At 36.8% G+C, this 16,093-nt stretch carries 11 protein-coding genes; 5 read left to right on the top strand and 6 right to left on the bottom strand.

The features are described from left to right. Positions 1–244: 244 nt before the first annotated feature. Both ACPZ3T_RS25565 and ACPZ3T_RS25560 read right to left on the bottom strand, forming a co-directional pair. On the bottom strand, positions 245–679 hold the full coding sequence (locus ACPZ3T_RS25565) for a DUF5615 family PIN-like protein (RefSeq protein WP_490272238.1): 435 nt from the start codon (positions 677–679) through the stop codon (positions 245–247). Then, complete coding sequence (locus ACPZ3T_RS25560; RefSeq protein ID WP_490272237.1) at positions 676–1,395, bottom strand: DUF433 domain-containing protein; 720 nt, start codon at positions 1,393–1,395, stop codon at positions 676–678. The genes ACPZ3T_RS25565 and ACPZ3T_RS25560 overlap by 4 nt, the downstream gene beginning before the upstream one ends. Positions 1,396–1,514: 119 nt before the next feature. On the opposite strand from ACPZ3T_RS25560, the gene ACPZ3T_RS25555 reads away from it, so the two are divergent. Then, positions 1,515–2,795, top strand: coding sequence for a formylglycine-generating enzyme family protein (locus tag ACPZ3T_RS25555; protein WP_490272236.1), 1,281 nt, complete (start codon positions 1,515–1,517; stop codon positions 2,793–2,795). On the opposite strand, the gene ACPZ3T_RS25550 is transcribed toward ACPZ3T_RS25555, so the two are convergent. Both ACPZ3T_RS25550 and ACPZ3T_RS25545 read right to left on the bottom strand, forming a co-directional pair. Continuing rightward, positions 2,792–6,190, bottom strand: a complete 3,399-nt coding sequence (locus ACPZ3T_RS25550) for an AAA domain-containing protein (protein WP_490272235.1) — start codon at positions 6,188–6,190, stop codon at positions 2,792–2,794. The genes ACPZ3T_RS25555 and ACPZ3T_RS25550 overlap by 4 nt on opposite strands. A 203-nt stretch (positions 6,191–6,393) precedes the next feature. Further along, positions 6,394–7,323, bottom strand: coding sequence for a caspase family protein (locus tag ACPZ3T_RS25545; protein ID WP_490272234.1), 930 nt, complete (start codon positions 7,321–7,323; stop codon positions 6,394–6,396). A gap of 97 nt (positions 7,324–7,420) precedes the next feature. Here ACPZ3T_RS25545 and ACPZ3T_RS25540 point away from each other — a divergent pair, with 97 nt between their 5' ends. Both ACPZ3T_RS25540 and ACPZ3T_RS25535 read left to right on the top strand, forming a co-directional pair. Beyond that, complete coding sequence (locus ACPZ3T_RS25540) at positions 7,421–8,836, top strand: kinetochore Spc7 family protein (protein ID WP_490272233.1); 1,416 nt, start codon at positions 7,421–7,423, stop codon at positions 8,834–8,836. A gap of 116 nt (positions 8,837–8,952) precedes the next feature. Beyond that, the gene (locus tag ACPZ3T_RS25535) at positions 8,953–11,430 is read left to right on the top strand and encodes an NACHT domain-containing protein (protein ID WP_490272232.1); all 2,478 of its coding nucleotides are present in this window, start codon (positions 8,953–8,955) and stop codon (positions 11,428–11,430) included. 55 nt (positions 11,431–11,485) lie between these two features. Here ACPZ3T_RS25535 and ACPZ3T_RS25530 read toward each other — a convergent pair whose 3' ends face one another. Next, complete coding sequence (locus tag ACPZ3T_RS25530) at positions 11,486–11,827, bottom strand: DUF5615 family PIN-like protein (protein WP_490272231.1); 342 nt, start codon at positions 11,825–11,827, stop codon at positions 11,486–11,488. 3 nt (positions 11,828–11,830) lie between these two features. Beyond that, complete coding sequence (locus tag ACPZ3T_RS25525; protein ID WP_490272230.1) at positions 11,831–12,157, bottom strand: DUF433 domain-containing protein; 327 nt, start codon at positions 12,155–12,157, stop codon at positions 11,831–11,833. 111 nt (positions 12,158–12,268) lie between these two features. Here ACPZ3T_RS25525 and ACPZ3T_RS25520 point away from each other — a divergent pair, with 111 nt between their 5' ends. Together ACPZ3T_RS25520 and ACPZ3T_RS25515 are read left to right on the top strand one after the other, a co-directional pair. After that, on the top strand, positions 12,269–13,495 hold the full coding sequence (locus tag ACPZ3T_RS25520; protein ID WP_490272229.1) for a WD40 domain-containing protein: 1,227 nt from the start codon (positions 12,269–12,271) through the stop codon (positions 13,493–13,495). Positions 13,496–13,591: 96 nt separating this feature from the next. After that, a complete protein-coding gene (locus tag ACPZ3T_RS25515; protein ID WP_490272228.1) occupies positions 13,592–16,075 on the top strand; it encodes an NACHT C-terminal helical domain 2-containing protein in 2,484 nt (827 codons plus the stop codon). Positions 16,076–16,093: the final 18 nt, after the last annotated feature.

The raw sequence follows: 16,093 nt of genomic DNA, 5'->3' as shown, positions 1-16,093 counted from the left end.
CATTAATTAGTAGGCAGCCATAAACTCAGTAACGCTTATGTCTTAATTATTACTATAACCATAAAAAATGAAGCGTGTATAAATTTATTAAAAAATTTCAAAAAACATATAGATCAGATTGTTGAACCCGATATGCCTTTCAATACCTGAGCCAAGGGTGAACAAGCTATGATTGCTCAGATTGTGCATAAAAAGACTATATAAGCTTCTGCGGTGGCGATACTGTGGCTGCTTACGCCTATGCTCAAGTAGGATTCTTCAGTATCTTGAGTAGTTGGGTGTGATTTTTCCAAACTCTGACTTTGCCATATTTGTAGATTTTGGCAATGAATGGTGCTTGATTACTTTGGGCAAACTTCTCCATTCGCTCAACAGCCTGTACGAAGATATTTGCCATTTCCTCTCCGGTTAAATTTCGCAGAGATAGTACAAACACTTTGGCATTGGAACTAGCAATGGCCATTTGCTCCAGAAAATTACGCCCAATTTCATCATCTTTTGTAAGAATCAACCAACCTCTGCGACTCACTTCTAGCAACCATTCTGTATCGGGTGCATCAGGCAAAAAATGGTCTGCATGAACTTCCACATTTGCACCCGTACTACGCAAGGCATCCGCAACATATTTCTTGCCTAACGCTCTGTCAATAAAGAAAGTTGGCTTTTCTACTTTATTCACCCTGCTTGAGATAGAGATAATTCACATCGAATAGCTTCTTCAACCTGGAGGCGATCGCAACCATAATCGTCAGCTAAATCATCTATGGATTCACCTGCTTTATATCGCTCTGCCAAAATTGCTGTTGGAATACCCGTTCCAATTAATACTGGACGACCAAATGAAATTCTAGGGTCAATCACTAAAGTTTTAGGAGATTCTTTTTCTGTCAAGTTTTCAGTTAGTCGTGTTAAGGGGAAAAGTCTAATTGCTGCTCCAGTTTCATCCAGTTCAATTCGCCTGAGCAAGTTTTTTAGTGCTTCCCGCATTGCCAATTGACCCGCCATTGAAGCATTAATCAACTTTCCTACTGACTCAACGAATAAATCCACCCCATCTGTCTGAAATTCAACCCTAGCCAAAGGATGCGGCACTTGAAATTGATGGTCAATATAGTCTAAGGCTGTACGAACTCTATCTAAGCGAATTTGATGATCCTTACGAATAACCCGCAGTACATGAGCTTCTACCAGATTAGTAAATGAAAGTTGTGGTATCTCTGGGTTAGGAAGCTCAATCAGTGGTTTAAAGAATCGTTTACCTTCTCCTGTAGGGTAAAAACGACCATGAAGCCAGGAGCGCAACGTACCTACTGGAATCAGCAAATAGCGTGCTGACTCAGAAATTGAGTAGCTAGGTATGTTGCGTAAATCGAGCTTTTGGTCAACGGTGTTCATTCTGGAAATAATAATAATATCCCAATATTAATGATACTAGAGTAGAGGTAAAATCAAAGATGGCGATCAATTATTAATTTTATTTCCTCCGAACTTTTTTGAATTAAATAATCATCAAAATGAATGGTTTTAATGAATTAGTAATTATTTTAGAGCGTATTGCTAATAGTAAAGAATCCAAGAAAGATATTTCTACCTTAGAAAAGATACTTATCCAATTTGGATTAAATAACGAACAAATTCAAACATTCCTTGAATTTATTACTGATAAAGAGCAACAATCTCAACAATGCAGTAGTAAGCAAAAGAATCTATATATTATCCAAAATATTGTACAGTCCGGCGAAAGAAATTATAATTTTGGTGAAGCCAGCAATTTTAAAATTGAAAATCGCTCAGAAATTGATACTGAAAGATTTTACGCTATTTTACAAAAAATTCAAGAAATTCTAGAAAAAGAAGAAAATAAACTATCTAGTACAGCTAGTGTTTTAAATCAAAATACAGATAAGAAATCTTTAGTAATAAATCATTTAGACTACCAAGGGTTTTTCTCTTCAATACCTCCAGTAATTTCCACCTTTGATTTTGAAACTGTAACAGTAGGTAAGCAGAGAAAAATTACTAAACGTTATATTCATCAAGCAGAATACTTTGTAGAAGATTTGAACAATGGTGTTGAACTAAAAATGGTTTCTATACCTGGGGGTTCATTTACAATGGGCGCATCTAAAGACGAATCTGGTACAATTGAAGATGAACGACCTCAACATTTAGTCACTCTTAAACCATTCTTTCTAGGTAAGTATCCTATTACTCAAGCACAGTGGCGAGAGGTTGCGAATTTTCCAAAAATAAAATACGAACTTGAATCTGAGCCATCATATTTTAAAGGAGATAACTTACCTGTAGAGTGTATTTCTTGGTATGAATCACAAGAATTTTGTGCTAGACTCTCACAGAAAACAGGACGAGTCTATCGTTTACCTAGTGAAGCAGAATGGGAATATGCTTGTCGTGCTAACACAACATCTCCATTTTATTGTGGTGCAATAATTACGAGATATTTAGCGAATTATCATGAGGAACAACAAACACATTTTCGTGTGAGTCAAACAAGCGAAGTCGGAATTTTTCCTGCTAATAGCTTTGGATTATATGATATGCACGGTAATGTTTGGGAATGGTGCGCTGACTATCAACATGAAGACTATCAAGACGCACCATCAGATGGTAGTGCATGGACAATAGATGGGAATCCAGAATATAGAATGCTTCGGGGTGGTGCTTGGGATTATGATTTTAGTTATTGTCGTTCTGCATCTCGCTATTTTGAAAATCCCAGTACACGCAGTGAATCATTTGGTTTTCGAGTAGTATGTTGTCTTGAAAATTCCTAAACCTTTAAATATTGTTTTACTTGGTTTTTGATTTCTGAGATTAAAGTTGATTCTAAAATTTTTATGCTAGTTTCTTGCCGAATCTGAGCTTTTGTATTACCACGATTATTAATGCAGTAATCTCTGTAAAGGTGAGAAAGCCAATTCCAACTACCAACAACAGCAAATTTAGAGTCACAAATTAAAATTCTCTGATTCGTACCTTTACTTCGTTTGTATTGTTCTTTCCCTAAAGAATGTAGTGTTAAACCTGGATATTGAGGAACTAATTTTCTCAAATGATTTTCCGCTTTCATGTCATTATCATCAATGCCATCAGCATCCATATAACCATAAATTACTTCTATCTTTACCCCTCTTTGTAAAGCCGATACTATCTCTCTAGCAAACCGCTCTGGTTCTGAGTTCTTATGTAAACCACGAATCCAAGGTGTCACAATCGTAATTTCTTCGTCAGCTTCATCAATAGCTGTTTTTAAAATATCTAAATGGTCACAATCAAGAACAAGGGTAGCTCCTGGCGGCTGCTCAGGAAAGTCATCTTTGGATTTGTACTCAAAAATTTCACCATGTTCTCGAATATGTTCTACAAGTTTACGGGTATAACCTTGAGCTTTTTCTAACCTATAAAGATTACCAACTAAAATAAACAGTTCTTCTGCTCTAGATACGGCAACATTGAGCAAATTAGGTTTAGAATTGAGCCAATCACAGCTACGATTATCTTGTGGTCTGCATACTTTTGTAGATAAAATTATTACCCGCTTCTGTGAACCTTGAAATTGATGAATTGTCCCAATTGCTTCTTTTTGTAACCCAGACAATTCTTTTTGTTTTGGTAAACTACGCTTCAAAGCTTGAGCATGAATGCTAAATGGAGAAATAACACCAATATCTTCTGGTGAGTAACCTTGACTAATCAAATGCTTGATTACTTCACTGACTACAGCTACCTCTTCTGTATTGAAATTATCCTTGTGAATAGTTCCCTCAACGTGGTACGCAACTAGGTTTGTTGCCAATAGAGATGATGCAGGTTTTGTCTTTACTTGTAACCCATATCCTACGATGCGATCGCAAAATTGAATAATACTAGGCTGACAACGGTAATGCTCAACTAGCTTAATTCCTTGACCTGCATCGCCATCTTCCCCACTTGCACCCGCCGCTCGATGATAGGTAGTAGCTAGTTCTGTTTCTTCAGGACTGTAAAGATGATAATCAAGTTCAGATAGTCCTCTTTCAATAAAGGCTGATTGACGGTATTGTTCGCCTCTTGGATTACTTAAATTAATAATCGGTTCAATCTGAAGTGGATCTCCTACAATAATGGCTTTGCGACACCTAAACAACAAAGGAAATGTCTGATGCTGTGGTATCATTCCCGCTTCATCTACAATAATTCTATCAACGCAATCAGTAACGCACGGCAGCATATTTTTTACTGAAAGCAGCGTGCTAGTAATAACTGGAAATATTAAACTTAGAGCTTTTAGGGTTTCTTCTAATTTTTCTGAATTTTGAGAAAAATATCTACGATTTCTCTCACTACCTGTAATGAAGCTTGAATATGCTGTTAAAGCTTTTTTTACATCTTCTTTATTGCGTAGTGCTTCTTGCTTGAGTAATTGACACGATAATTCAAATAATCTTTTATGTTCTTCATGATAATCAACATGAAAGTAATTATAAAAGTCTTTTAAGGTAATTTTTAATCTATTTTCTAATGCTCCCAACTCAGTAATTGTCAAATTAAGCTCATTAGTGAATCTCTGCGCTTTTTCTACGTATTGTCTTAAGTCATTTTGTATATTTTTAAATTCCCTAGCTTTTTCGATTCTTGTATTAACATGGCCTAACTCTTGAATGAAGATACTCCGATTCTTAGGGTTTTTAACAGGAAAAGGAGTATCAATAGTTTGTAAAATATACTGTTCACATTTGGATGCCGTTTTTTTCAAAATCTGTTCTTCCGTACTGCGAGTTAGCCAAAGTATAAGTCTTTTCCACCAAGGAGGGTTACTTTCTGGGAGTTGTGATCTCGCATTCTCAAAAATAAGCTGAATTTTTTGATAGACATCTATTGGCAACTTTTCATAAAGGTCTAGTTCCTTGAATTTTCTCTCAGACTGGACTTGGGTGATCTTCAAACTCTCTATTTCTACTTCAAGCTGTTGAATTTTTTTCTGTAGCTGAGGTTGCTGTATTTCATCCACGTCACGTTGACGACGTAAGTTTAAATAGTGATTTTCTTGAGTTTTTAAATTGCCTACTATTATTTTAAGTTCTACTGCTAGAGAATTATATATATTTTCGTCAAAGCTTTGTTTATCGAGTAATTCAGTGATAGCAACTTGTATAGCGTCTTTAGCTCCTCCCTCTGCCTTAATATTAGTCTTACTTCCTCCTTTTAAATAAAAAAACTTATCCTCTAAAGGCTTTTCTTTCAAGTATTCATCTAGTTTTTCAATAACATTTTCAACGGCTTTATTTACTGTGCTGCTAATAACTGTCAAGTTATTGATGTCTTCCCCAGTTTCGAGTAATGTGAGCGCACGTTTAACAACTTGCTGGGCTATGACATGAAGAATAAGTGTAGTTTTACCAGAACCCGGAGGCCCTTGAACTGCTGTTATAGATTCAGTTTGAGCGTGTTTTAGTGCTTGCAGTTGAGAGTCAGTTGGTGGATGGGTTGGGAAAGCACCTGTATATGTTACCTTGTGGGCTGGAAGTTGAGGCTTGCCAAATAAATACTCATAGGCTGGATGCTTAGATTTCAACCAATTTTTTGCACTGGAATTAATATTTTTTAAATCAGGTTTGAGATTTATATGAAAGTTACTGACTGTGAACTTGAATAAATAAGGCTTGCGCTCAATATTATAATTATATGGATGCAATTGTAGTTGATTCATCCAGCCTTCATAGGTGTCAAATTCAAGCCCAAAGGTACTTTTGAGAAACTGTGTAAACCCATCTTGGGTATTTAACTGCTCTCTCTGTTCATCATCCAGTTTCAGAAATCTTGCTAAGTTGTCTCCAGCTTCTACTAATTCCAAATCGTCAAGATTCCATCCCTCCTCTTGATACTCTCCTTTCAGGATGGATGTTATATCTAAGCTAAACAAAGGATAATACTCAGATTCCCCCTGGTTGACAGTCGAGAGTTGAGGAAAAGATAAAACCCAAATACTGTCTTCCTGATCAGTTTCTTCGGTAACTTGTCGCTTGAGGTTCGAGAAAGTAATTTTATTAATTTTTACGTAATTTCCATCTAGCTCTACATCACTCAAAACTGCTTTCTTCCCTGGAATTTTGGCATTATTCAAATCCACTAAAGCCATGAATTCTAACCATGCGTTGAGAATTGCTTCTACTTTACTGGCTTTATTCAAAACTGCCTCCAGGTAGTTACAAACAGATAGACGTACTAGATAACACTAGACAACTAAGGAATCTTGCTTAATTATCTATGTAAATCTAACTGTATCACTTTTGTTTTACTTACATTGTCACGAGATAATTACATATCTCTCCAAATCATTTTTATTTTTTATAAAAAAATAATTGAGTTAGGGTGTAGAAAATAAATGTCGTATTAATTGCTATCGTTAATCACGGGATTACCTATACCCATATTGATGTTGTATTTTGAATTTTTCTGAGTCACAACTTGAATAACCGAATTATTGGTACTTGGTTGATTAAAAGCCCCAGGTTCAGGTTCAATCTCCGGTTCGCCTTCAAAGGGTAATCCTTTCGGCTCAGTTTTGCCGCCTGCATAGTATGCCAGGATAAAGTTATCAGCTTGCTCAAAATTTAAAATGGGATGCTGCCGATCGCGTGTTCTTCTCGGTACGACTTCACGCGCATACATCGCTAAATCTGCAACCCGTACATAACCATCTTTTTGCGAAGCTCCTTTACCTGCTAATGCTTCGATTAATGCCAGTGTAAAAGCACTGTAGGGTCTACCTGCAAGAGATTTTTCATCTGCTTGGGAGGAAGCGATCGCAACTCGTCCTTTCCCTTGATTAAATAAAGCTTGAGCCTCTGGCGGAAGTGGTGCTTTTTCTGCTTCATAGCCTAACTTTGATGTATCCCCTAAGCCACCAGCATGGCAACAATCCAGTAAGACTAACAGCTTTTTGGCAGAAATCGCCTGTAGCTTGGTGATAAATTCTGTACCACTAATCGCTGTTTTATGTAGTTTGGTCTGGTCATAGCCAAAAGGCATTAAGTAATACACTTCACCTATGGGACTATTGACTTGATAGCCATGTCCAGAAAAATAGACAATTACCGTAGAATCAGGTGTAGTTGATTGAGCTAATTGGTCTAAAGCTGCAAGGATTCCCTCTCGGTTTGACTGTTCTTTAGTCAACAAATGCAACTGTTCAGGTGGATAGGCGCAGCGTTCCGCGTCTTTGAGAATATTGGCAAGACCGACAGCATCATCTACTGTGTTGGGTAAATCACCACCAACGCCAACAATACAGGCATGACCTTGGCTAAAGAGTGCGTTCACTTTTGGGTATGTATTAGGTAGTATGGCTATAATTTAGCACCTATCTTCAGGTATGAAAATTAGGCATTTTGATATTCTAAAAATCCTATTGTTATCATTGGTTATTCTGGTTGAATCTCCAGATTTGGCTCAAGCAGAGGTTGTAACTAACCCTAAAGCAATTACAATCAACGCAACCAGAGGAGCAAATCTTACCCGCACAATTACGCTGCGGACTAGCGAAAAAGTAAGTAATTTAAAAGTAGTTACTGTAGATTTATTAAGTGCTGATAATAGTTCTGTTTTACCAGCAGGCACAATTAAACTAACTTCACCACCTACTCAAATTAATCCACAAGAATTGATTAGTTTACCAATCCAGTTTGATTTGCATAATTCTTCCAGTGGAGAATTTACAGGTGAAATAGTATTGACCTATGAGGCTGGTGAAAAAACTATTCCTGTGATTGTCAGACTCAAAGATCCTTGGCCATTACCTCTAACTGTATTATTGTTGGGAATCTTCATTGGTATGGCGGTTTCTGCCTACAGTAGCCAAGGAAAGTTAAGTGATGAAGTGACAGTTAATTTAGAGAATTTGCGTACTCAAATTGCGGCGGATCAGGTTGAAGCACGAGCGTTTGGGTCACGGGCTGATATCTATCTTAATATTGCCAAACAAGCACGCGATGCCAAACAAATTGTTGAGGCGCAAGCAGCAATTAGTAATGCGAAGGAAGTTTGGCATAAATGGATCAAGCAACGCCCTGATTGGCATATTTTGTTTCGCTATTATGACAAACTCCGCCAACGCCTTAATCAAGATGACCTCAAAGAAGATACATCGGCTCTCTATATTCAAGTTATAGATCGAGATTTAGAACAAGTTTTACAAAATGCTCCTGTTCTTGCAACAGCAAATGAACTGCAACAAGGTCTAGATAAAATCTCTCAACAAATTAATACTTATATTCAGTTAAAAACGCAGCTAGAAAAACTAAAAAACTTAATAGCAGGGTTAGAAGATAGTAACCAACGCTATGAATGGGAAGATAAAACATCTGAATTAACGCAGAGATTGTATATGTTAATGCCTGCTCAAGAAACTGAGATACAGACTTTACAATCCGAAATTAATACAGGTATAGAAAAAGTTAAGGCGTTAGGTACTCAGGTTGTAGATGTAGAAAAAGGTATTGATGGGGGTTCTGAAGTTAGTATGGTGATTCAAGCTCCGTCAGTCTCTGAGAATGGCTCTTCACAAGTGCCATTTTTAACTAAAACAGGAAAGGCGATCGCCAGCTTATGGCAAACTGCAAATGGGCGGTTGAAATTGTTTTATCTCTCCAGTTATCTGATTTCCTTTACTGTGCTGGCGGGTAGTGGTTTTAACCAGTTGTATTGGACTAAGCCCACCTTTGGAGCTAATGGTTGGGGTGATTATTTTGCTTTGTTAGCATTGGGTTTTGGTGCAGAAGCTACTCGCAATGTAGTGACACAGGTAGCCCGTAAAGCGGATGAATCAAGCTCATAGAATTACACAGTATTGGTAATTTAAGGGTTAATTTTTGTCTTTTGGCGCAAATTAGCTCACAAAGACGGAAAAGGACTAAAATATTTTTAACTCAGTAACTCAGCTTAAAAAATAGTGTGGCTAATCAAAATCATCTCAGTGAAATTCTTGATCGCATCCTGAAGGGTAATCAGACTGAGGATGATATTGACCAACTGCGCCGATCGCCCAAAATAGTTGAGGGTGTATTACAGTCAGTATCTCAAAATGGTAAGTTCAACAATAATATTGGGCAGATAACTGGGGGAGAAATTCAGATTGGCGATCGCATCTACCAAGGTGCTGATGCGGAAGTTATCAAAGAAGCGTTGCGTTTGGTTCTGCAAGAGAAACCAAACGCCGAACGTCCCAGCACTGAAAAACGGTTATTAACAATTATTAAAGATGAAGTTGTTGCCAGACTCAAGCAATCTTTGCACAGTGCAGTATTAATCAATTTAGGAAAAGAAGCCCAGCCAGAACAAGTAAAGCGTCCTTGGAGTTCTGATATCAAAATAGGGGATAAACCTAGCGAACCAATTCCTGATGACAGAACTATTTTAGAGGTTTTTGACCAAGAGGAAATTGCAGGTAAATTGTTAATCTTGGGGAATCCTGGTGCTGGCAAAACTACTACAATGCTAGATTTAGCGAAAGCTTTAATTGCACGGGCAGAACAAAATGCTGATTATCCAATTCCAGTGCTGTTTAACCTCTCGAATTGGAAGGATGATAAGCAGTCAATACATGAGTGGTTAGTTGCAGAACTTAAATCGAAATATGGGGTGCGGAAAGATATAGCTGTAAACTGGCTAGATGATACGAAGTTGCTGCCGATGCTCGATGGGCTGGATGAATTGGAATCAACACGTCAAGAACTTTGTGTGCAGAAGATTAATGAATTTTTGCAAAGCGAATGGCGATCGCAATATTTGGTAGTGTGTAGTCGTCTAGAAGAGTATGAAAAAGTTGTGCGAAGAAAATGGCAACAATATGATCGGCAAGAGTCAGAAGAAATATTACTGAGGCAGGAGATACGCTTACATCTGAATGCAGCGATTCGCCTACAACCCCTTATAAATGAACAAATTCAAGCATATTTAGCTAGCCTAAACCAGAGAGAAATCTGGGAAACGCTTTTACTAGATTCAGAACTATTAAAGTTGGTAAGAACACCTCTATTTTTATCTGTTTTAGGATTCATTTCGTTTGAGAATACACTGTCTCTTCAATATTGGAAAACACTCACTTGTACCAAAGCACGTCTAGAATACCTCTTTGATGCTTACTGGGAAGCTGCCATAACAAGAGATATTGTAACTCCCCAAATAGAGTTGCAAGGATTCAGAAGTCGCACTTATCGAAGAAAAAATCCCCCTAGTAGAAGGCAAACTCGCAAATGGTTGGTATTTTTGGCACAACAGTTACAGAGAGAATCACAAACAGACTTTTTTATAGAGGAAATACAGCCTCAAATGCTTGCCAAAAAAATTTATCAATGGCAATATTGGTTTCTACTTTTCAGTTTTGCTGTAGTTTGCACAGGAATAATTGTGACAACGAGTTTGCTTCCTTATTTTCAGCCACCTAGTAGTTTAGGTATTTTTTGGCTGGTTCTAGTTTTAGGTTTAATTCCTGGTTTTATCTTTGCTACAGAGTCTAAACCAGACGGAGCAAGACTAATTCTTTACCCTTTTGTGACACTATTTTGTTGGCTGTTTAAACGTGATATACCAAGAGAGTTTAGACAAAATATACCTATAATGCACAAAATTTATCTTTCCCATAGATTACGTATAAGAATACCTTCGTTTCAGGAATTAGAAAATCATGTTTTATTTCCATTAAGATCAATTTTTTCATTATTTATATTAATTTACTTGCTGTTAATAATAATATTGATACACCCCTTACATATATTAATAGGAGAATTTGCTTATAGTTTAGGATTTAAAAAAATTGGTATTTTACTAATAAAAAACTTTAAAAAAGTAACTCATAATACAAAACTAGTAGAAAAGCAAATTATTAAATATGATTTACCTTATCAGCACTATCATTATCTATTCATATTAACTTTTGAATATCTCAATACAATCAGAAATAAAAATAGACTTGTATCAAATTTAATTCGTGTTCCCGGAGTTTTTATCTCGACATTAGCTTGCATATTTATAATACCATTTTCATTAATAAATGTATGTTTATTCGCTCCCATAGAAAACTCAAATAAACCCAATCAAGGTTTTCATGAACAATTGAACACTACATTAATAATTGCTATCGCTCAAACTTTTTATATTTTATTTTTAACGTATTTTCATATTAAAACAACAATATTATTTCAAACGATTTCTCTGCTCCTTTGTTGTTCATTAGGGTTTAGTTGCTTGTCTATAATCAAGCATCTTTCACTTCGTACTATTCTTTGGTTTCAGAGATACATCCCTTGGAACTATGCTTGTTTTCTCGACTACTGCACCGAACGCCTTTTACTTCAGCGCGTTGGTGGACATTATCGCTTTATTCACAAATTGTTGCAAGAGCATTTTGCAGTAATGTCCTTAGAAAAATAGCTTCTGGCTTGAAAGAAATGAGAAACTCTTTACAAAAGATTCGTACTAAACTGTTTTAACTGACTGGACGCACGACACGAATTAGTTTTCCTTTCAAACATTCCTCTGATGTTACAGCCTCATTTATTCGTGCTGCAAACTGCTCCCAATTACGATTGTTAGTACAAACAATAATGCCGCAGTGATTATCATTACGACGATGTAACCTGATAAAATCATCTCTATTGATAGTTAATACCGAACGTTCTTGACTGATGGCAAATGCCAGCACTTCTTCATCAGGTATACCTTGTTCTGCCTTTCCTGCTTCTTGAACTGTCAAAACGTCATGTCCCAAAGTACGTAATAGTTCTACAACTGGAAATGGAAATTGCTCGTCTGCGTAAAATCGTGCCATTGACTAGGCTACCTCATTACGCTTAATTGCCAATTCGATTTCATCAGGATGGGCTTCTGCATACACCCAAGCATTAGCTAAATCAGTAGCTGTAATGCTGGGATAACTCGTCAAAAGGTCAGCATCACTGTATGCAAGATGACGAGCTTCCACAAGTACCCAAACGGGGATACGAGTTTTCGCAATGCGTGCTTCTCCACCACAGACTCCAGGGGTTTTCTCAATTCCTTGCCAACTGCTACTAAGGCTTTGAGCAAGCAACTGTATAGCCTGGACTTTTTCATCAGGGCTGAGGGCAAGAAGTTGTTTTTCTAACTCTTTGAGTGTCACAGATATTATCCTTTGATCATCTTGTCAGACTACATTTACAATTTTATATTTCACCCAAGAGTTAACCGCGATTCTTAACCAAATTACTAATACATTGTTCACAAGTATTCAATGACACCTGATAAACACCTCAAGCAAATTCTGAATCGGGTTGAAAACGGACAGCAAACCGATGAAGATATAAAATTTTTACGTCAGTTACTTTTGGCTGGCGATCGCCAAATCGTATCGCAACTAGGTAAATACAATGTCAACATTGGTGAAGGTAGAGATATCCATATAGGCGATCGCATCTATCAAACCTGGGATGAAGAAGCAATTAAAGCTCTAGTTAAAGCCATTCAAAAAGTAACTTGGCGATGTGTCGCTAGTTTAACAGAGAATGACTATACCCAATCTACTGGAATTAGCATCATAGATAAATTAGCCAAAAATTTCACAGATTTTTCTCAAAAATATGTGATGCGTTATGGATTAAAGTTAGCTTTTAGTCCTAATCATAATCAAGAATATTTTGTTAGTGCCATATATCAAGTTATTAAGCATTGGAAAATAAATACATGGGAAATATTACCAGAGATTCCCATTCCAAATAAGTTAGATATGTTTACTTCTATAGCAATTAGTCCAAATGGTCAACTAATTGCCGCTTGTACACAATATCAAATACAAATTTGGCGATTAGGAGAACAAACTGCTTTATCTACATTTGGTAAAACCATTTTTAGTAACTTTTTTGATGTTTTTGGTTTTGACTCAGTTACTTTTAGTCCAGATAGCAAAATATTAGCAGCTAATGATAACCAAGACATTAAATTATGGGATGTAGAAACAGGAAGAGAAATCGCCAAACTTTCGGAACATACAGATAAAGTTACCTGTGTGACGTTTAACCCTAAAAATCTCAGCATTTTGGCAAGTTGTAGCTACGATAAAACAATCAAACTGTGGGATATAGCCAAACAAAGATGTTTAGTTACGCTTTCAGCACATCGAGATGCTGTTTACACGCTTGTATTTAGTCCAGATGGAGAAATATTGGCTAGTGGCAGCAATGACAATAAGATTAAACTTTGGTATTTAAATACTAAAGAAACCCCTCAGACTCTCCAACAACATTCAAATGCCGTTACTTGCCTTGTATTTAGCCCAGACGGTAAAACTTTAGTGAGTGGAAGTAATGATGAAACAATTGTAGAGTGGAAAATTAATCAAAACGAATTACAAATTTTTCCTGAAAGACATCGCAGAGGTGTGACATCAATTGCAATTAGTCCAGATGGAAAAACACTAATAAGTGGAGGTAGAGATCAGACCATTAAAGTTTGGCAACAGTAAAATCAGGTTATGTTTACAACAGAAATAGAAAAAAGTTGCTTATTTGCGATCGCCATCTCAACCCAAATAAAAATCGACTGCTAAACCATAATCAAAATGACCACCCCTGAAGAACTTAACACCATACTTGAGCGCATCGTCAAAAAACAGCAGACTGAGGCTGATATAACAGTTCTGCGAAATTGGCTTAGTGGTAGTGGTCAGATTGTCTCTCAGCAAGGGAAATATGCAGTCAACCTGGGACAAGGACAGGAAATACACATAGGCGATCGCACTTATTACGGCGCAGACGCAGAATTAATTCGAGAAATAATCAGGTCTCTCCTTGAGGAACTAAAAGCTACTGGTCAATTTGCCGCATATAAAGGACAGAATCAGCAGTCTGTTGATGCACTGGTACAACAAGTGCGATCGCGTATTCATGATAATATTCAGCGATTACATAGCACAATGCCATTATGGGGTGTAGATCACTGCGTTCCTTTAGGCGATTTGTTTGTAGATGTGAACATCCTAGAGGAACTGAGTAGTAGTCGTAGGTCAGAACTTGATGACCTGTGGCAAGATTTTACAACTGGGATGGAGAGGTATTCAGGCGATCGCAGTTTAGATCGCATTGGCTTAGGTAGAGAACGGCACAGGGTTTCAGGACTAGAGGTACTGGCGAAAAATACAAATCTCATGGTAGTTGGTAAACCAGGTTCAGGGAAGACTACTTATTTGCAACGAGTCGTTACCGAGTGCAACACTGGCAATTTACAAGCACACCGAATCCCAGTCTTGATTAAATTGCGAGAGTTTATAGAGGATGGACGTAAATTTACCCATTCGCTGGAGCTTTATTTTGAGCAGTGCTGGCAGTTATCTAACACAGAAATTAATTTGATTTTCCATCAAGGTCGAGCATTAGTATTGCTAGATGGTTTAGATGAAGTCACAGGAGAAGATGGTAAAAACATCACCAAGCAAATTAAGCAGTTTGCTCGTTCTTATCCGCAGGTGCAGGTAATTGTGACCTGTCGGACGCAAAGCCAAGAATCGCGGTTTGAGCGTTTTGATTATGTAGAAATAGCAGATTTTAATGAAGCCCAGGTGCAATCTTTTTCTGAGCATTGGTTTAAGGCAGTTATTGGGGATGACTCAGCAGGATTAGCGCGATCGCAGGAGTTTCTAAATCAGCTTTTTCTAGAGGAGAATGAACCGATTCGGGATTTAGTGATTACACCAATTTTGCTGAGTTTGACTTGTGCTGTGTTTCATCAGACTGGCAAGTTCTACTCAAAGCGTTCCAAGCTTTATGAGGAAGGGTTAGAGCTAATACTAGAGCAGTGGGACAAGTCACGGGAGATTGAGCGAGATGAGATTTACCGAGATTTATCACCAGAACGAAAGCTGGAATTACTTAGTTATCTGGCGGTGAAAAAGTTTGAGCAGCCGCAGTATGTTTTGTTTGAGCAGGCAGAAATTGAAGGTTACATAGCAGAGTTTTTAGGAATTGGACTGCGGGATAGTCGAGCAGTTTTGAAGGCGATCGCTTCTCAGCATGGGTTATTAATTGAGCGATCGCAGAAAGTTTGGTCGTTTTCACATCTCACGTTTCAAGAGTATTTAGTCGCAAAGTGGTTTGTTAACAAGACTGCTTGGGTAAGTTTAGTTAAATATATTACTTTTCAACATTGGCAGGAAATTTTTTTAATGTCAACAGAGATGACTACCGATGCCAGTGAAATAATAAAACTTATGAAGATGAATATCGACGGAAGTGTGGCACTAGATGAAGAAATACAAGATTGTCTTGATTGGATAAACACTAAATCTCAATTAATCAGAAGTGAATATAGATATTCATCTCTTAGATGCTTTTATATGGATCTTATATTGGTTTTTAATGATGAAATCTCTGCTGATATAAGTTGGGACAAAAGATATACTCTTAATCTTCTTCATCTATTATGTATTGACATTGCTCTTGAATATGAAAATGATAAAGCTCTTCTTTTTGTTCTGGAATTTATTATAGATTTTATTTGTTTTACTCATGGATTGGATTATGATTTTATGACTCAAAATTTATGGTTTGATCTGACTTTATCTTTCAACTCTGATTTTAAAGATGAGATAGCTATTGTAATTGGCTCTAGTCTTAGTAGCGGCCCGTATGTATTCAAGGACATTATTGAATTCATAGAAAGCTTTACAATTGATGATATTAATTCATTACTCTTACAAGAGTTACAACTGCTGAGAGTTAAACTACCTAGCCACAAAAATCAAAATTTTTTGAATAATAATTATGAATATTATGTTGAACAGTTTGATCACTGGTTTGAACAAAATAGTAAATATTTTATAAAAAAATTAAAAAACATACTAATCAAACATCGAAATATTGGTAATATTTGGAATTTTAGAGATAAACAACAGGAACTCATTCACAAATATTATGTTGCAAATAAATTACTGGCAGCTTGCTTGAATAATGGGTGTAAAATAAGTAGTGATGTAAGACGACAAATAGAAAACACATTATTACTACCGATCGCCGAAATTGAAAAACGCAAACTTGAAATAGGCGAATAGAGTGATCATCTCATAATT

The organism is Aliinostoc maniaoense, assembly GCF_058172895.1.
This window is presented reverse-complemented; position numbering and strand designations above follow the sequence as displayed.

Bases quoted from the DNA above. Each gene is read 5' to 3' on its own strand.
- ACPZ3T_RS25560 (WP_490272237.1), bottom strand. From the start codon at position 1,395: ATGAACACCGTTGACCAAAAGCTCGATTTACGCAACATACCTAGCTAC.
- ACPZ3T_RS25555 (WP_490272236.1), top strand. From the start codon at position 1,515: ATGAATGGTTTTAATGAATTAGTAATTATTTTAGAGCGTATTGCTAAT.
- ACPZ3T_RS25530 (WP_490272231.1), bottom strand. From the start codon at position 11,827: ATGGCACGATTTTACGCAGACGAGCAATTTCCATTTCCAGTTGTAGAA.
- ACPZ3T_RS25520 (WP_490272229.1), top strand. From the start codon at position 12,269: ATGACACCTGATAAACACCTCAAGCAAATTCTGAATCGGGTTGAAAAC.
- ACPZ3T_RS25515 (WP_490272228.1), top strand. From the start codon at position 13,592: ATGACCACCCCTGAAGAACTTAACACCATACTTGAGCGCATCGTCAAA.